The sequence below is a fragment of the Shewanella sp. WE21 genome (genome assembly GCF_002966515.1).
Lineage (GTDB): Bacteria > Pseudomonadota > Gammaproteobacteria > Enterobacterales > Shewanellaceae > Shewanella > Shewanella oncorhynchi.
The window spans coordinates 958253-976293 of record NZ_CP023019.1 but is presented as its reverse complement, the minus strand read 5'-3'; the positions used below and the strand labels follow the sequence as shown (position 1 = coordinate 976293).

Below are 18041 nucleotides of genomic sequence, written 5' to 3'. Positions count from 1 at the left end.
ATTGGTTGGTGATATTTTCGACCATCCTTGCTACTTTTATCCTCCGGTTTTGGAGGAATTATGATAAAAACAATAAATTCAATTTGCACCCTCGTTATTGTAGCAACGGCAATATCGTCTTCAGGAGTGATGGCCATGGATAGGATCACAGGTAAAGCCTTCGCAACGCGATCAGAAGTGTATGCAACCCAAGGGATGGCGGCGACCAGTCAGCCTTTAGCCACGCAAGTCGCTATTGATATACTCAAACAGGGCGGCAGTGCGGTCGATGCAGCGATTGCCGCTAACGCTATGTTAGGATTAGTCGAGCCAACGGGCTCGGGTGTCGGCGGGGACTTATTTGCTATCGTTTGGAGCGCAAAAGATAAACGCCTCTATGGTCTAAATGCATCGGGGCGCAGTCCCAAATCCTTAAGTTTAGAAAAGCTTAAATCCCTCGGATTAGACTATTTACCGCCGCTTGGACCTTTGCCTGTTTCTGTACCGGGCACTGTGGACGGTTGGTACGAGCTGCATAATAAGTTTGGTCAATTAGCTATGGCTGATAACCTCGCGCCTGCAATTCATTACGCCCGTGATGGTTTCCCTGTGTCAGAGTTGATTGCCTATTACCTTGATGGCAGTGGTAAAAAACTGGCTAAATTCCCCGGTTTTAAAGAAACCTATATGCCTAATGGTAAGATGCCTACCGTAGGGGAAATCTTTAAAAATCCCGCGCTTGCTAACACCTATGAGAAAATTGCCAAGGGCGGTCGCGATGCTTTCTATAAAGGTGATATTGCCAAAAATATTGATAAGTACATGAAATCCCAAGGTGGTTATTTAAGTTATGATGACTTAGCGAGCCATACTAGCGACTGGATAGATCCCGTTTCGGTGAACTACCGTGGTTACGATGTGTGGGAACTGCCACCTAATGGTCAAGGCATTGCGGCGCTACAAATCTTAAAAACTATGGAGCCCTTTAATGTGGCTGCCATGGGCTTTAATAGTCCTGAATATGTTCATTTATTTGTCGAAGCAAAGAAACTCGCCTTTGCCGACAGAGCTAAGTTTTATGCCGACATGGCCTTTAATAAAGTGCCCGTTACCGAGCTTATCTCACAGAAATATAACTATGATCGCGCTAAGTTGATTGACCCTACAAAAGCCGCCAAAAGTGTCGATGCGGGTAATCCAGCGTTGCAACATGGCGATACTGTGTACCTGACTACTGCCGACAAAGATGGCAACATGGTGTCACTCATTCAGAGTAATTACCGTGGTATGGGGTCAGGGATGACACCGCCGGATCTCGGCTTTGTGCTGCAAGACCGCGGGCAAATGTTTGATTTAACGGAAGGGCGTTTTAATACCTACGCACCGGGCAAGCGTCCATTCCATACCATTATTCCTGCTTTTGTGACCAAAGACGGTAAACCTTGGCTGAGCTTTGGGGTGATGGGCGGCGCGACTCAGCCACAAATGCACGCGCAGATTGTAATGAATCTGATTGATTTTAAAATGAACTTGCAAGAAGCGGGCGATGCCCCCAGAATTTTGCATATGGGGTCAACCGAGCCCACAGGCGAAGTGATGAATGATGGCGGCTACGTTAGTCTGGAATCAGGTTTTCCGGTAGAAACCCGTCGTGAGTTGATTAAGAAAGGCCATGTGCTGCGTGATGGACTTGGGGAGTTTGGTGGCTATCAAGCCATTGGATTTAATGCCGAAACCGGCGTATATCGTGCGGCCTCTGAGAGTCGCAAGGATGGTCACGCCGCAGGCTATTAACACTAAGATAAATGCTAAGGTAAACTCAACACTGAGTGAACCTGACGTCATTGATTCGATTTAACTGATTGGCGAGACTTTAATGGTCTCGTCAATTTTTATGTTTAAGGGTCTGGGGTGGGATAATGCTCCGCTATTGGCATTATCATAAACAGATCAGAGCAAACTGTGCGTTAGTTAATGTCATTTTTAGGTAAAGTTGCGGATAATATTGCCGAAAATGAATTTAGAAAAAGGGTGATAACCAAATGGATATTCAAAATATGCCGCGTGAACAGTTGGGTGTGTGTGCAGAGGGAAACTTACACAGTGTCTATTTGATGTTTAATGCCAATGACAATGTCGAGTCGCAATTACGTCCCTGTCTTGCCAACGTTGCGCAGTATATTTATGAGCTGACAGATCAATATTCCGACAGTGCATTCAATGGTTTTGTTGGTATTGGTGCTAATTATTGGGATAGCCTCTATCCTACTGCTCGCCCAGAACTGCTTAAACCTTTCCCTGCGATGCAAGTGGGCAGTCGTGAAGCACCTGCAATTGAATATGATTTATTCGTGCATATTCGCAGTGATCGTTACGATATTCTGCATTTAGTGGCGAATGAAATCAGCCAAATGTTTGAAGATTTAGTGGAGTTAGTTGAAGAAGAACGTGGCTTTAGATTTATGGATAGCCGTGATTTAACCGGCTTTGTCGATGGTACCGAAAACCCTAAGGGGCGCCACCGCCAGGAAGTGGCACTTGTGGGTGATGAGGATACTGAGTTTAAGGGTGGCAGCTATATTCATGTGCAAAAGTATGCCCATAACTTGAGTAAGTGGCATAGATTGCCAGTTAAAAAACAAGAGGATATTATCGGCCGTACTAAGCAAGATAATATCGAGTATGAATCTGAAGATAAGCCACTGACCAGCCATATCAAGCGCGTTAATCTTAAAGATGCCGATGGTAAATCAATGGAGATCCTGCGTCAGAGTATGCCCTATGGTTCGCTGAAGGAGCAGGGATTAATGTTTATCTCTAACTGCCGCACGCCAGAACATTTTGAAAAGATGCTGCATAGTATGATGTTTGGCGATGGCGCAGGCAATCATGATCACTTGATGCATTTTACTAAGGCGATGACAGGTTCATCTTTCTTTGCCCCCGCACTAGATTTTATGCTGCAGTTCGACGAATAAGCTTTCTATAATCAAGCCGGATTAGCATCAATCGAGACGCACTTAAGCTAACGCCTAAGTGCGTTTTTTATGCTAATGCGCGGGAACCCATTTTTTGATATCGAGCTGCCATTGCAGGGCGGTGAAATCGATAAAGGCGCGCACTAGATTTTGCTGATAACTGCGGGACAAATATACCGCCCACAGGGTTTGGCCTGGTGTCGTAAATTCGGGTAAGACTTCTTTGAGCTGACCACTGGCAAGGTATTGGTTAGCCAAGTCACAGGGTAAACGCACTATGCCATGTCCACGTAGCGCTGCACTGACCAACACTCCCATATCGTTAGCCCTAAGATTCCCTGTAACTTTGACGTGCTCGGCTTGCAGTTCTTTTAGAAAAGGCCAGTTTTGTTGCGCTGAGTGTATGAGGCAGTTGTGGGCCAGTAGATCAATGGGTTCGAGGAGTGGCGTTGCGCTATCAAGATAGCTCGGCGCCGCGCAAAGTACCGCATCTATGGTCATCAAACGCCGAGCTATGAGATTCTCATCGGGCTGCTCAGTATAACGTAGCGCCACGTCGACTCTTTCATCTACCAATTGCGCAAAACTGTCCGACATCACCAGTTGAATGTTGACCTTAGGATGCATTTTAATAAAGCGATCGACGACATCAAACAGACTGTGCTGCCCAAGGCCAATAGGTGTAGCGATACGAATACTGCCTACCAGTTCACTGTTATGGCTGTGGGCACGGCTCTCCATGGCCGCAACTTCACTTAAGATCCGCTGGCAAAATTGTAGCGCTTCCTCACCCTGCAAAGTCAAGCTGGCGCTGCGCGTGGTGCGGTGTAATAAGCGTAAACTCAACCACTGCTCCACTTCTTGAATATGACGGGAAACCTGCAGGCGGCTGAGGTCTAAATGTTCGGCAGCTTTGGTAAAGCTGCCACAGTTTGCGACTTCGACGAAACTGCGTATTGCGGCAATTTTATCCACATTAGTATCCTATATTGAAACAATCATGCTCAATTATTGATGTTTATTAGGTGAAAAACTGCAAGTAAACTGGATCCAATGTAAATCATCTGAGTGGGACAATGAAATGAAAATCGCAATTTTAGGTGCAACGGGTTGGATTGGTGGTGCAATTTTAAAAGAAGCACAGAGTCGTGGACATCAAGTGACAGCGTTAGTGCGTGATCCAAGCAAGTTATCCGTGGCTGACGTGGCAGTACGTGCCGTGGATTTAGAGCAGCCATTGGTCGCCGATACCTTTGCTGGCGTAGATGTCGTGATTGCCGCCGTTGGTGGCCGCGCCCAACAAAATCATGGTCTAGTGGCGAGTACGGTTCAGCATTTACTGGATGTGCTGCCTAACGCTAACGTGCCACGTTTATTGTGGGTCGGTGGTGCAGGGAGTTTAGAAGTGGCGCCGGGTGTGACGCTGGTATCTAGCCCAGATTTCCCCGCAGCATATAAAGATGAGGCGTTAGCTCAGGGTGAAGCCTTGAAGGTATTCCGTGCGGCGCAAACGGCAATCAATTGGACGTTTGTGAGCCCAGCCGCTGAGATTTATCCCGGTGAGAGTGAAAGCCCGTACCGTCTTGGTGGCGACAGCTTCTTTACCGATGCTAATGGTCAAAGCCGAATCTCTGTAACAGATTACGCAAAAGCCATGGTAGATGAAGCCGAAAAGGGCGCTCACCCAAACCAGCGCATCAGTGTGGCTTACTGATATCGTTATAGTTGAGTTAGATATTGTGAGTTAGATATTGTGCTGGAATGTGTAACGTAATCGGGACAATGGCCAAATAACCAGCGCTATATTGCACTTCAAAATGTACAGATAAAATAGAACAGGTCAGCTCACTGACCTGTTTTTTTATTCTGCGTAATTGAATAAAGATTTGATGGTTTCTAAGGTATCGGCGATATCTTGGATGCTCGATGGGCAAATAAAGATAGTGTCATCACCGGCAATCGTACCCAAAATGCCTTCTGGTTTACCGATAGAATCCAACAAGCGGGCAATCAGCTGCGCGGCACCTGGGCTAGTTCGCACGACGATCATAGCTTGGTTGTGATCGACGTCGAGTACCAAATTCTTCAGTGGGCTACCCGCGGTGGGTACGCCTAATTCGGCAGGTAAGCAATACACCATCTCTTGCTTAGCGTTGCGAGTCCGCACTGCGCCGAACTTGCTGAGCATGCGTGACACTTTTGATTGGTTAATATTACCAAAGCCTTCAGCTTGCAAGGCGGTGACGATTTCACTCTGAGAGCCAAAGCGCTCTTCTTTTAAAATCGACTTAAAAATTCTAACAAGGTCATCCTGATTCTTGGTCGTTTGCATAATATTATTATTCGTTATTCAAAAAAACAGGCCCATTTTGAATATTTTTAGAAAAATTGTCAACAAATAACCAGATTGGTTGAATAAAAATTCACTAAGCCCCAGTGGTTAAGCGTTTGCTGGGGGCGTAAAAATCCCAATTTGAGTAATTGTTCTACATTGCTTCTGCGTTATTCCGGAATTCTTTTGTCCCACGACTAAGGGATAATTGAAATTGTTGTGACATTCCAGTAATGTGACGCCAACGCAAATTAGATCCATGTCACACATATCCGAGAAATAACGGAGATAACTATGAAAGTTGCTGTACTTGGTGCTGCTGGTGGTATCGGCCAGGCTCTTGCCCTACTGTTAAAAACTCAATTGCCTGCGGGTTCACAATTGTCTCTATATGATATCGCACCGGTAACTCCGGGTGTTGCGGTTGACTTGAGCCACATTCCAACTGCTGTTGAAATCAAAGGTTTTGCTGGTGAAGATCCAACGCCTGCCCTAGTGGGTGCTGACGTTGTTCTAATTTCTGCTGGTGTTGCACGTAAGCCTGGTATGGATCGTTCTGATCTGTTCAATATCAATGCGGGTATCGTTCGCAACCTGATCGAAAAAGTAGCGGCAACTTGCCCTACGGCTTTGGTTGGCATTATCACTAACCCAGTCAACACGACCGTAGCTATCGCTGCTGAAGTGATGAAAAAAGCGGGTGTTTATGATAAAAACCGTCTGTTCGGTATCACGACATTAGACGTGATCCGCTCTGAAACTTTCATCGCTGAATTAAAAGGCCTGAACGTTGCTGACGTTAAAGTGAATGTGATCGGCGGCCACAGCGGCGTGACTATTCTGCCATTACTGTCTCAAGTTGAAGGCGCGACTTTCACTGACGAAGAAGTGGCAAGTCTGACGACTCGCATCCAAAACGCGGGTACCGAAGTGGTTGAAGCTAAAGCCGGTGGCGGAAGCGCTACTCTGTCTATGGGTCAAGCGGCTTGCCGTTTCGGTCTGTCTTTGGTTCGTGGTCTGCAAGGCGAAGCTAACATCGTTGAATGCGCTTATGTTGACGGCGGCAGCGAGCATGCTGAATTCTTCGCACAACCTGTACTGTTAGGCAAAAACGGTATTGAAAAAGTACTGCCTTACGGTGAAGTGAGTGCATTCGAAGCTAACGCTCGTGATTCTATGTTAGATACGCTGAAAGGCGATATCAAACTAGGCGTTGATTTCGTTAAATAATCTTTCGGATAATCTTTTTAGATTATGACGAATTAAAAACGGAGCCATGAGCTCCGTTTTTTTATGCCTGGGTTTTATACTTTACTAAGCTAATTCAGTTGATCAGCGGCGCTTAGTGGGAATTTGGCAGTTATCATCGCAGCGGGCTTTGCCCGTCAGTAAATAAGAGATGCGATATCTGTGTTTTGCGAATCTGAGATAGCACCAATCGGCCACAGTTTTAATCACGGGCAGGCGTAATAGTTGGATCCAAGCGCGTGTTTCTGTCAGTGCCCACGCTTTGCAAGTGACATCTAACCCGAGTAACACTTCGCCCGTTGCGGTTTCGCCATGGAGAATCGTATTGGCGTAGTCTCTATCGATATGGCTGAAGCGCTCACTAAAGTCTGGCGCATTTAAATCTTCAAGCGCAATCAAGTTCTTCGGATCGCGCGCTTTCAGTTGGCGCATCTCGGCGCTACATAATGGACAATTTCCATCGTAAAAAATCCGCAGTTCCATCGGTATTACCTCTGATGACTTGATCACAATACTTGGTCTAAGCTCTTGGCTTGAGTACTTAAGCTTGGTTTTCTTCTACCCTATACGCAGAAGAAAGGGTTTTAGATCGAGGTGATTGTAGAACGGATCAGCATCTCATTTGGCTTTTTGTTAGGTTAAATTCAAATGAGTGCAGTAACATCTTGGTTATTCATCAGTTTAACTTGATTGCTGATTTTTAAGCGAACAAGGTAAAGCCTGACAAATAACGACTCAAAAGGATAGGTATGACATCTCCCATCATTATCACTGGCGTGGGTAAACGCATAGGTTACGCCTTAGCCAAACATTTTCTTGCCCAAGGTCAGCGCGTGATTGGTACTTATCGCAGCCATTACGCTAGCATTGATGAGCTTACCACCTTAGGTGCGACCCTGTATCCCTGCGATTTTTATGACGATGCCCAAGTGCGAACCTTAATTGCTGAGTTAGCTAAATTGCCGCAAATTCGCGCCATTATTCACAATGCCTCTGACTGGCTGCCTGATCCTGTGCTTACAAAGAATGAATCTTTAAAGAGTACCACTTTTGCGCCGAGCCAAGTGCTGCAGCGCATGATGCAAGTGCATGTGAGCGTACCCTATCAGTTGAACTTGGCCTTAGAGGCGCAGCTACGTGCGCCTGCTGGCGATGAAATCGGCGGCAGTGATGTGATTCATATTACTGACTATGTGGCAGAGAAGGGCAGTCAGAAGCATATCGCCTATGCCGCCAGTAAAGCCGCGCTGCACAATATGACGCTATCCTTTGCCGCCAAATTTGCGCCCGAGGTCAAAGTGAATTCGATTGCGCCTGCGATGATCCTATTTAATGCAGGAGATGATGTTGCCTATCAGCAAAAAACCTTAGCCAAAGCGCTGTTGCCGAAAGAGGCGGGGAATGAGGAAATTATCGACTTAGTGGAATATCTGCTGAATAGCCGCTACGTCACTGGTCGTTGCCATAATGTCGATGGTGGCCGGCATTTAAGGTAGAGAAGGCTCTAGAACGCCACTGCATGGCTGTAGAATCTAGCTTCTAGATCCTTCTTTTTCAAAATGTCAGTACCCGACTTGGGGTGATGATGAACGGTAAAGGCACATCCCAATACTCGCAGGGTAAACTCGTCACTTGCTGACAGTCGTGGGCGTAACCCATAGGCAAAGGTTTACCCTTAAGCTGCCAGTTCGCCAGCGTCCTATCGTAATAACCGCCGCCCATGCCCATGCGATTGCCCATTAAATCAAACGCCACTAATGGTGTGATAACCACATCTAATTCTGTCACTGGGATAATGGCGCGCACATCTAATTTAGGTTCTAAGATGCCGAATTGATTCGCCTGCATGGGGGTGTCTGCGGTGTAATGCAGGAATAACAATTGTCCGGCATTGAAGGGATGCAACCTAGGCAGATAGGTGTTTATGCCCAACTGCCACAGCGCAGCGATCAGCGGCGGCGTGGCGAGTTCGCCATCATGGGTGAGATATAATCCCACATGTTGCGCTTTGTTGGTCTGCAATGCATCGAGCATTCGCTGGCAGGCGTTTAAACTTGCTTGGGTTTGTTCTATTTCGGAGAGAGATTTACGGGCGGTGCGAATGGTTTTGCGTAACTGATTGCGGCTTTCTTTTGTATGGAGTGCGATATTTGCCGCATAGCTTGCGACATCTACGGCATCAGCGATTTCTACGGCAAGGTGCGCCGTGTCGCTTTTGGCATTCAAATGAGAAAGTTTGGAAGATGTAGACATAGAATTAAGATGCTCCCCAGAATGCCGCTACCGGTGTAGCCCTTGAACCGTAGGTTCAAGGCGGGTAAATGATTACCTCCTAAGGCTTCTCGGTACAAGCCGAGCATGCACAATGTCAGTAAAGCATTCACCCTGAGATAAAAATTATCGGCACAGGGACATTACCAGTTGGCATGCATCCCAGGGAGCAAAACGGTATTGAATCGCTAAAGCATTGGTTTATTTAAATAAGCCAGTTTAGCCATTCACTGTGCGTCAGTTGGTTTAACTCAATGAGTGTTAAATCACTAAGGTGCACAGTTTAAATCTATTTAGTTGAACGCTCAACTAAGGCACTTTCGAGGGTCGACTGCAACAAGCTGATCCTGTCGTCCATCTGTTGCATGTAGTGCTTATTTTTTTGCTTTTCTTGGAACAACTCGTGTCCAATATTCAGCGCCGCCATGATCGCAATTTCTTCACGGCTTAGGCTATTGGTTCGGGTTTTTAACGCACTGAGTTGTTGTTCAACTCCCAACGCTACCGTACGTAAGGCATCCTCTTGACCTTTCGGGCAAGCGATAGAGTAGGTGCGCCCAAGTAGGGTAATTTCAACAGCACTGTTACTCATGTCGCGGGTGATCCTTTCGTTAGCCTCTTAGGGCGGACTATATAGGGCTGATCTTAAAAGTGCAAGGTAAGCCGCAAATGGATTGGTCTTTGACGGTTTTGTTTGCTGTTTGTGTGAGCAGTTGGATAGTTTTTTATCAGGGCGTGGCCGATTTCGCCATTATTGGGATTCAGTATTGGTTCAAGTCTTTATCTCTGCTAGCATTGCTGCTGGAAAAATCTTATTGGGATCTGATATGGCAACCCCTCCTTCGTTACGTATCGACAGCTTAAAACTCGCCTTAGATGCGGCTGAAATCGGCCAGCATCCGGTAGAAGTTCACGGTGCTTTAGTCGGTTTAATCTGCGGTGGTGTAGAGCAAACTGGCGACACTTGGATCAAGCCTTTATTCGACCTGATGAACGATGGTCAACCTTTGCCAGCGCAGTTGCACCAATTAGTGTGTGATTTGTTTAACGATTCAGTGACGCGTTTAGTGGATTTTGAATTTGGTTTCATGCCGCTGTTGCCTGAAGAAGAAGAGCCGCTCAGCCAACGTGTTGAAGCCTTGTCTCTGTGGACCCAGAGTTTTTTGACTGGCATGGCGATTATTCAGCCGAAACTGAATCAAGCCTCGGCAGAAGTACGTGAAGTGATCAAAGACTTGGCGGAAATTGCTCAAGTGGAATTTGATGTTGCCGACGATGAAGAATCCGAAGCCGCTTACACTGAATTACTCGAGTTTGTACGTATTGCAGCCATCATGTGTTACTCGGAGTTTGGTCCTGAGCTTCCCCATGGTGAGGCTGACGATACTGCGGTTGTACATTAATTTACCGCAGTTGTTTAATGTTCAATAAGTTAACACAGTAGTGGCTTCATTAGATGTCAAAGGTGGGCAAACCTGCCTTTGAGTCCATAGCACTGGTGTTTTTGAGTGCATAGCATTGATGTTTACATCTTTTCTGTTTACATGCCTTAGTGTTATGCCAAAGCTTGAATGAGATCCCCATGACGGCCACAAATCACATGGATACTTCAGTTCAACACGTCGACATCGCGATTGTAGGCGGTGCGATGGCGGGGGCGACCCTAGCGTTAGCTCTCGCGCGTCTTTCTTTATCCGCAGCTCGGCCACTTTCTATCGCCTTAATCGAAGCGCACCTTCCCGATAAGCAACACCCCGGGTTCGATGCCCGCTCTATTGCTATCGCCCACGGTTCTATTTTCGAATTATCCCGTTTAGGTTTATGGCAAAAGCTCGCCCATTTGGGCACGGCGATTGAAAATATCCATGTGTCGGATCGCGGCCACTTTGGCATGACAGAACTCAATGCGGCGCAGTTTCATTTAGATGCCCTAGGCCAAGTGGTTGAGCTTAAACGGGTTGGCCAAGTGCTGTTTAACGAGTTGAATAAGAGTAATGTCAAACTCTATTGCCCCGCCAAGCTTGCCCAAGTAGAACCCGCCGTTGAAGGTCACACCTTAGTGCTCGATACGGGCGAGCGAATTCAAGCCAAACTTGTGGTCGCAGCCGATGGTTTGCAATCCAAAGTGCGCAGCAGTTTTAATTTGCCCGTGACCCAAGTGGCCTTTGAGCAAACGGCCATTATTGCCAATATTCAAACTGCCGATTTGCCAACCAATAGGCCTCACAAACATTGGGCCTATGAGCGCTTTACCCAAACAGGTCCCTTAGCGTTGTTGCCTATGGCCGATATTCAAGGTCAACCTCGCTTTTCTCTCGTGTGGGCGCTCGATGATGCGCGGGCTAAACAGATGCAAGACGCGCCTAAGGCTGAGTTTTTAGCGGCGCTGCAACATGCCTTTGGTTATCGTGCGGGCACGTTTATCGATGTCAGCGTGCGCCATGCGTATCCGCTTAATTTGTCCTATATGCCAAGGCCTATTCATCACAGATGTGTGTTTATCGGCAATGCGGCGCAGACACTGCATCCGATTGCGGGGCAAGGGTTTAACTTAGGGTTGAGGGATGTGGTGAGTTTGCTCGAGGTGATCCAAACGGCGCTCGCGCAGGGTGACGATATCGGCTCCGCCGCTGTGACCCATGCGTACCTTAATGCCCGCGAGCACGACAGAAACAGCACTATCCGAAATATCGAATTTTTAGTCCGTGGCTTTTCAAACCAATATTGGCCGATGGCGCTGGGGCGTAACTTAGGATTACGGCTCTTGTCTTGGTTTCCGCCACTGAAAACCCCCGTCGCTCAAAAGGCAATGGGCTGGAAATAACTCAGTAATTTACTGGTATCGCAACGCGAAAAGGATGTACCCATGTTAAGTTCACAAGCCTATGACATCGCCATTGTGGGTGGCGGCATGGTGGGACTCGCCACCGCGATTGGATTGGCGCAGGCCGATCTGAATGTCGTCGTTATCGATGCGGGCCACACCGAGGCCGTGAGCGGCGAGCCGCGTTTACGGGTGAGCGCCATCAATAAGGCGAGCCAGCGCTTGTTAGAAAACTTAGGGGCATGGAGTTATTTAGACACTTCCCGCGCCACGCCTTATCAAAAAATGTCGGTGTGGGATAAAGACGGTTTCGGTAAAATTGCCTTTGATGCCAACAGCATCAGCGAAACCAGTCTCGGCGCGATTATCGAAAACGATGCCATTAGCTTTGCCCTCGCCAAACGCGCAAGTGAGTTTGACAATATCACCCATATTCAAAACCAACGCTTAGAGCGCATTGCTTTTGGTGAGCGCGAAGCTTGGTTGACCCTTGCCAATGGCGTCGATTCTGAAATAGAAAGTGTCAGTGCTGCACTTGTGATAGCCGCTGATGGCGCCAACTCTTGGGTGCGCGAGCAATGCAAGATCCCGCTGACCTTTTGGGATTATGGCCACCACGCAATCGTCGCAACTATTCGTACCGAAATGCCACACCTTGCCACCGCCCGCCAAGTGTTTTTGCAGGACGGCCCGCTAGCATTTTTACCTCTGTATGAAGACAATCTCTGCTCCATCGTTTGGTCGGTGCCGCCCGAGCGCGCCACTGAATTATTGGCAATGGATAAAGTGCAATTCGAGCGCAACTTAACCGCGGCTTTCGACGGACGTTTAGGGATTTGCAAGCTGGAAAGCGAGCGCCAAGCCTTCCCATTACGGATGCGTTATGCCCGCCATTTTGCCCGTCACCGTTTAGTATTAGCAGGCGATGCTGCCCATACTATTCATCCGCTGGCTGGCCAAGGGGTGAATCTCGGCTTTTTAGATGCGGCCAGCATTATCGAAGTGATCAGCGAATTACAGCAAGCGGGTAAAGATATCGGCGATTATGCGCAGCTGCGTGCACTTGAACGTTGGCGCAAAGCCGATGCAATGGAGATGATCGCAGCGATGGAGGGCTTTAAACGCCTATTCGAAGGTTCAAACCCAGTCAAAAAGGCGATTCGCGATCTGGGATTAAATCTCGTTGATAATGTCGCTGGGCTGAAAACAGTGTTCATACAACAGGCCATGGGCAATAAGTCGGCACTGCCTAAGTTGTGCCGTTAGCCTAGGTTGCGCTAATGTGATCAGAATTGCCGAAAATATCTGTATACCCAAACAACCAGAAGATACGAGTTTCAGAGCGCCTAGGGTGCGCCAATTCAAGGCGCATAAATGAGAAAATGTCGGGCACCTTTTGAATTGATGCAACACAGAAGTGGCGCGCCCTAGACGCTCCGTCCCGGCGGGTTTTAACGCACTTTATGCTGTGTTGGTTATTCTTAACTTAGCCCACTAGGTCTGCAAATAGCCGCCTTGCCTAAAGTGCGTGACATTCCCGCTGAATCCGGCATCTTCGGGTTATTTGGGTATATATATTGAGTGCAAGCTGCGCAAATCTGGCCTTCGCATGTAAAAAAATTACATGTTGAAGATGAGAAAATCTAATGACAATGGCTTCGGATTAGAAAAATCTCCTGTATACAAATTTGTGACGCAAGGTATAATTTCGCCGCATTTTAGACCCTAGTATCTACACCCTACACTAGGCAGAGACCTGAAAAAGGCCGCAAAAAGGGATAACAATGGCTAACAAAACTATTCTGTTTAACAAGCACTTAGAATCAAACGCTAAGATGGTCGACTTCCACGGTTGGGATATGCCCCTCAACTATGGTTCACAAATCGAAGAACACAACGCTGTGCGTCAAGACGCGGGTATGTTCGACGTATCCCACATGACTGTGGTTGATGTGATAGGTAGCGACGCTGGTGCATTTCTACGTAAGTTGCTGGCGAACGATGTGGCTAGACTTAAAGTGCCAGGTAAAGCCTTATACAGCGGCATGTTAGATGACAATGCCGGTATCATCGACGACCTCATCACTTATTACCTCACTGACACTAACTACCGTGTGGTAGTGAACTCAGCGACCCGCGAAAAAGATCTCGCTTGGATCGCCAAGCAATCCCAAGGTTTTGATGTCACTGTGACTGAGCGTCCTGAGCTGGCGATGATTGCCGTTCAAGGTCCTAACGCAAAAGCGAAAGCCGCGGCCGTGTTCAGTGCCGAGCAAAACGCCGCCATCGAAGGCATGAAACCTTTCTTCGGTAAGCAAGCTGGCTCACTGTTTATTGCGACTACGGGTTACACAGGCGAAGCGGGCTACGAAATTATCGTCCCAGAAGATGAAGCCCAAGCCTTGTGGCAAGCATTGTTAGATCAAGGGGTTAAACCTTGTGGTCTCGGTGCCCGTGACACGCTGCGTCTCGAAGCCGGTATGAACCTTTACGGCTTAGACATGGACGAAACCATCAACCCATTGGCCGCCAACATGGGCTGGACTATTGCATGGGAACCAAACGACCGCGACTTCATCGGCCGTAAAGCCCTCGAAACACTTCGCGATGCCGGAACCAGCAAACTTGTTGGTCTAGTGATGGAAGAAAAGGGCGTGTTACGCCATGATATGCCAGTATTTTTCACCGACTCAGCCGGTGCAGAGCAACAAGGCGTGATCACCAGCGGGACTTTCTCGCCAACATTGGGCTATTCTATTGCGATGGCACGTGTTCCTAGTTCGATTGGGGATACTGCGGAAGTCGAAATGCGTAAAAAACGTGTGGCTGTTAGAGTAGTGGCGCCAAACTTTGTGCGCAACGGTAAACAAGCATTTTAAAAAAAACGGAACAAGGAACAAGAACAATGAGCAATATTCCGACAGAACTGAAATACGCCTCTTCACACGAATGGATCCGCAAGGAAGAAGACGGTAGCTACACAGTAGGTATCACTGAGCACGCCCAAGAGCTGTTAGGTGACATGGTTTTCGTTGAACTCCCAGAAGTTGGCGACACTGTGACTGCGGGTGAAGACTGTGCTGTAGCTGAATCAGTAAAAGCGGCGTCTGACATTTATGCCCCCATTTCTGGTGAAGTGATTGCCGTGAACGAAGCGCTGGAAGATTCGCCAGAACTCGTTAACAGCAGTGCTTACGGCGAAGGCTGGTTCTTCCGCGTAATGCCTTCTGACGAATCAGAAGTCGACGCTCTGCTGGATGCTGAAGGCTACCAAGCTGTCATCGACGAAGAATAATCGTCGACGCTAACGAAGCCCTAAGGGGCTTCGTTTGTTTTAGCGCAAGATTGACATAACAACAGTCCGTTAATCAGTACCCTACAGTTCTGAATTTCGGCAAATCTGGAACAAGGTTTATCATGACCAAGCAAACCCTCACTCAGTTAGAACAGCACGATTTATTCCTACGTCGTCATATCGGCCCAGATAGCAGCCAACAGCAAGCCATGCTGAACTATGTTGGTGCTGAGTCTCTGGACGATCTGACCGCGCAAATTGTGCCTGAGTCGATCCGTTTAAGCCAAGATCTGAGCATTGGTGATTCCTGCGGCGAAGCCGAAGGCATTGCTTACATTCGTGGTTTAGCGAAACAAAACCAAGTATTTAAGAGCTACATAGGTATGGGTTACTACGGCACTCAAGTGCCAAACGTGATCCTGCGTAACGTATTTGAAAACCCAGGTTGGTACACGGCTTATACGCCATATCAGCCAGAAATCGCCCAAGGCCGTTTAGAAGCCATTCTAAACTTCCAACAAGTGTCGATGGACTTAACGGGTTTAGATTTGGCTTCTGCTTCTTTATTAGATGAAGCAACTGCTGCTGCCGAAGCAATGGCGCTGGCAAAGCGCGTTTCTAAAGCGAAAAAAGCCAATATCTTCTTCGTTGCCGATGATGTGTTCCCGCAAACCTTAGACGTAGTGAAAACCCGCGCTGAGTGTTTTGGTTTTGAAGTGGTGGTTGGCCCTGCATCTGAGGCCGTTAACCATGAGCTGTTTGGTGCTTTGTTCCAATATACTAACCGTTTTGGTCAAATCACTGACTTCACTGAATTATTCGCAACTCTGCGTGCGAAGAATGTGGTTGTGACTGTCGCCGCCGACATTATGTCTTTGGTATTACTGAAATCACCGGGCGCTATGGGTGCCGATGTGGTATTTGGTAGTGCACAGCGTTTTGGCGTGCCAATGGGCTTTGGTGGTCCACACGCGGCCTTCTTCGTTGCCCGTGACGAGCACAAACGTTCTATGCCTGGCCGCATCATTGGTGTGTCAAAAGACGCCCGTGGTAACCGCGCACTGCGTATGGCAATGCAAACTCGTGAGCAACATATCCGCCGCGAAAAAGCCAACTCAAACATTTGTACTGCACAAATTCTGTTAGCGAATATGGCGTCTTTCTACGCCGTATTCCACGGCCCAGATGGCCTGAAAACTATCGCATCACGTATTCACCGTTTCGCCGACATTTTAGCGGCAGGTTTAAAAGCGAAGGGCGTGAACTTAGTCAACAGCACTTGGTTTGATACTGTTAGCATCAAAGGCTTAGATGTTGCTGCCGTCAATGCACGCGCACTGGCTGCTGAAATGAATCTACGTTTCGATGCCGATGGTATTGTGGGCGTGAGCTTAGACGAAACCACATTACGCACAGATATCGAAGCCCTGTTCGATGTGATCTTAGGTGCCGGCCATGGTTTAGATGTTGCCGCGTTAGACGCGCAAATCGTTAGCCAAGGTAGCCAATCGATTCCGGCGGCACTCGTGCGCCAAGATGCGATTTTAAGCCACCCAACCTTCAATCGCTATCAAAGCGAAACCGAGATGATGCGTTATATCAAACGTCTCGAAAGCAAAGACTTAGCACTTAACTACTCGATGATTTCACTGGGCTCATGCACCATGAAGTTAAACGCAGCGGTTGAAATGCTCCCTGTGAGCTGGCCAGAATTTGCCAACATGCACCCATTCAGCCCACTGGTTCAAGCCAAAGGCTTTACTCAGTTGATTGAAGAGTTGTCGACTTGGTTAGTGAACATCACAGGCTACGACGCTGTGTGTATCCAACCTAACTCTGGCGCTCAAGGTGAATACGCTGGCTTGTTAGCCATCAAGAAATACCATGAGTCACGCGGCGATGCGCACAGAAACATCTGTTTGATCCCGCAATCTGCCCACGGTACTAACCCGGCATCGGCGCAATTAGCCGGTATGCAAGTGGTAGTTACGGCCTGTGACAAGCAAGGTAACGTCGATTTAGAAGATCTGAAGACGAAAGCTGCCGAAGTGGCTGAAAACCTGTCTTGCATCATGATCACTTACCCATCGACCCACGGTGTGTATGAAGAATCTATCCGCGAAATTTGCAACATAGTGCATCAGCACGGCGGTCAAGTGTACTTAGACGGCGCTAACATGAACGCTCAGGTCGGCTTAACGTCTCCTGGCTTTATTGGTGCCGACGTATCACACCTTAACTTGCATAAAACCTTCGCGATTCCACACGGCGGTGGTGGTCCAGGTATGGGCCCAATCGGCGTCAAATCACACTTAGCCCCATTTGTTGCGGGTCACGTTGTGGTTAAACCGGGCCGCGTTAGCGACAACAACGGCGCCGTATCAGCCGCACCTTACGGTAGCGCTGGCATTCTGCCGATCAGCTGGATGTACATCAAGCTGCTTGGTTCAAAGGGCCTGAAAAAGTCGACCCAAACTGCGCTGTTAAACGCTAACTATGTGATGAAGAAGCTGTCTGAACACTACCCAGTATTGTTCCGTGGCCGTAACGATCGCGTCGCGCACGAATGTATTATCGACCTACGCCCACTGAAAGAAGCCTCAGGCGTGACCGAAATGGATATCGCTAAGCGTTTGAATGACTACGGTTTCCATGCACCAACCATGAGCTTCCCTGTTGCGGGAACCCTGATGATTGAGCCGACGGAATCTGAGTCTAAGGTGGAACTCGATCGTTTCATCGACGCTATGGTGTCAATCCGCGCTGAAATCGCCAAAGTGGAATCGGGTGAATGGCCTGCGGACAACAACCCGCTGCACAACGCACCGCACACTATGGCCGATATCATGGACCCAGAGTTCGATACGCGTCCATACAGCCGCGAAGTGGCCGTGTTCCCAAGTGCAGCAGTACGCACTAACAAGTTCTGGCCAACCGTGAATCGTATTGATGATGTCTATGGCGACCGGAACTTAATGTGTTCGTGTGCACCATTATCAGACTACGAATAATTAATAATGGCTACTTGGCCTAGATAATTCGGCGTCAGCCAACACTTTTCGCTACTCATTGACACCAGTCAACTCCGTGGCGAAAAGCATCGGCTTCCTTGCC

Annotated in this window: 16 protein-coding genes and 1 other RNA gene; 11 read left to right on the top strand and 6 right to left on the bottom strand. The window is 48.0% G+C overall.

Features of this window, described 5'->3' with window-relative positions:
* The first annotated feature begins 60 nt into the window (after positions 1–60).
* Together ggt and CKQ84_RS04155 are read left to right on the top strand one after the other, a co-directional pair.
* Positions 61–1773 (top strand): gamma-glutamyltransferase, encoded by a 1713-nt coding sequence (gene ggt, locus CKQ84_RS04160; protein WP_105250214.1) that lies wholly within the window; start codon positions 61–63, stop codon positions 1771–1773.
* A 248-nt stretch (positions 1774–2021) separates the two neighbouring features.
* Complete coding sequence (locus tag CKQ84_RS04155; RefSeq protein WP_105250213.1) at positions 2022–2957, top strand: Dyp-type peroxidase; 936 nt, start codon at positions 2022–2024, stop codon at positions 2955–2957.
* A 72-nt stretch (positions 2958–3029) separates the two neighbouring features.
* On the opposite strand, the gene CKQ84_RS04150 is transcribed toward CKQ84_RS04155, so the two are convergent.
* On the bottom strand, positions 3030–3932 hold the full coding sequence (locus CKQ84_RS04150) for a LysR family transcriptional regulator (RefSeq protein WP_105250212.1): 903 nt from the start codon (positions 3930–3932) through the stop codon (positions 3030–3032).
* Between the two features lie 106 nt (positions 3933–4038).
* Here CKQ84_RS04150 and CKQ84_RS04145 point away from each other — a divergent pair, with 106 nt between their 5' ends.
* The gene (locus tag CKQ84_RS04145) at positions 4039–4671 is read left to right on the top strand and encodes an NAD(P)-dependent oxidoreductase (protein WP_105250211.1); all 633 of its coding nucleotides are present in this window, start codon (positions 4039–4041) and stop codon (positions 4669–4671) included.
* A 147-nt stretch (positions 4672–4818) separates the two neighbouring features.
* On the opposite strand, the gene argR is transcribed toward CKQ84_RS04145, so the two are convergent.
* Positions 4819–5289: a transcriptional regulator ArgR gene (gene argR / locus CKQ84_RS04140; protein ID WP_006080175.1), complete on the bottom strand. Its 471-nt coding sequence runs from the start codon at positions 5287–5289 to the stop codon at positions 4819–4821.
* A 294-nt stretch (positions 5290–5583) separates the two neighbouring features.
* Between argR and mdh the strand changes: the two genes are divergently transcribed.
* Entirely contained in the window at positions 5584–6519 is a 936-nt protein-coding gene (gene mdh, locus CKQ84_RS04135; RefSeq protein ID WP_105250210.1) for a malate dehydrogenase, read from the top strand.
* Positions 6520–6621: 102 nt separating this feature from the next.
* On the opposite strand, the gene CKQ84_RS04130 is transcribed toward mdh, so the two are convergent.
* Positions 6622–7020, bottom strand: coding sequence for a thiol-disulfide oxidoreductase DCC family protein (locus CKQ84_RS04130; protein WP_105250209.1), 399 nt, complete (start codon positions 7018–7020; stop codon positions 6622–6624).
* A 266-nt stretch (positions 7021–7286) separates the two neighbouring features.
* On the opposite strand from CKQ84_RS04130, the gene folM reads away from it, so the two are divergent.
* Positions 7287–8033: a dihydromonapterin reductase gene (gene folM, locus CKQ84_RS04125; RefSeq protein WP_105250208.1), complete on the top strand. Its 747-nt coding sequence runs from the start codon at positions 7287–7289 to the stop codon at positions 8031–8033.
* 58 nt (positions 8034–8091) lie between these two features.
* Here the strand turns inward: folM and CKQ84_RS04120 are convergent, their stop codons facing one another.
* The 3 genes from CKQ84_RS04120 to CKQ84_RS04110 all read right to left on the bottom strand — a co-directional run bounded on the left by CKQ84_RS04120 (position 8092) and on the right by CKQ84_RS04110 (position 9400).
* On the bottom strand, positions 8092–8790 hold the full coding sequence (locus CKQ84_RS04120; protein ID WP_105250207.1) for a 5-formyltetrahydrofolate cyclo-ligase: 699 nt from the start codon (positions 8788–8790) through the stop codon (positions 8092–8094).
* 9 nt (positions 8791–8799) lie between these two features.
* Positions 8800–8980: non-coding RNA, 6S RNA (gene ssrS, locus CKQ84_RS04115), on the bottom strand.
* A 117-nt stretch (positions 8981–9097) separates the two neighbouring features.
* Positions 9098–9400, bottom strand: coding sequence for a cell division protein ZapA (locus CKQ84_RS04110; RefSeq protein ID WP_105250206.1), 303 nt, complete (start codon positions 9398–9400; stop codon positions 9098–9100).
* Positions 9401–9635: 235 nt separating this feature from the next.
* Between CKQ84_RS04110 and CKQ84_RS04105 the strand changes: the two genes are divergently transcribed.
* The 6 genes from CKQ84_RS04105 (at position 9636) to gcvP (ending at position 17938) form a co-directional block, all read left to right on the top strand.
* Complete coding sequence (locus CKQ84_RS04105; protein WP_105252998.1) at positions 9636–10211, top strand: UPF0149 family protein; 576 nt, start codon at positions 9636–9638, stop codon at positions 10209–10211.
* 179 nt (positions 10212–10390) lie between these two features.
* Positions 10391–11632 (top strand): 2-octaprenyl-6-methoxyphenyl hydroxylase, encoded by a 1242-nt coding sequence (gene ubiH / locus CKQ84_RS04100; RefSeq protein ID WP_105250205.1) that lies wholly within the window; start codon positions 10391–10393, stop codon positions 11630–11632.
* A gap of 42 nt (positions 11633–11674) precedes the next feature.
* The gene (locus tag CKQ84_RS04095) at positions 11675–12898 is read left to right on the top strand and encodes an FAD-dependent monooxygenase (RefSeq protein ID WP_105250204.1); all 1224 of its coding nucleotides are present in this window, start codon (positions 11675–11677) and stop codon (positions 12896–12898) included.
* A gap of 518 nt (positions 12899–13416) precedes the next feature.
* Positions 13417–14511: a glycine cleavage system aminomethyltransferase GcvT gene (gene gcvT / locus CKQ84_RS04085; RefSeq protein WP_105250203.1), complete on the top strand. Its 1095-nt coding sequence runs from the start codon at positions 13417–13419 to the stop codon at positions 14509–14511.
* A 26-nt stretch (positions 14512–14537) separates the two neighbouring features.
* Positions 14538–14927, top strand: a complete 390-nt coding sequence (gene gcvH / locus CKQ84_RS04080) for a glycine cleavage system protein GcvH (protein ID WP_011845766.1) — start codon at positions 14538–14540, stop codon at positions 14925–14927.
* A gap of 122 nt (positions 14928–15049) precedes the next feature.
* Positions 15050–17938 carry an aminomethyl-transferring glycine dehydrogenase gene (gene gcvP / locus CKQ84_RS04075; RefSeq protein WP_105250202.1) on the top strand — a complete coding sequence of 963 codons (2889 nt, stop codon included), beginning with the start codon at positions 15050–15052 and terminating at the stop codon, positions 17936–17938.
* Positions 17939–18041: the final 103 nt, after the last annotated feature.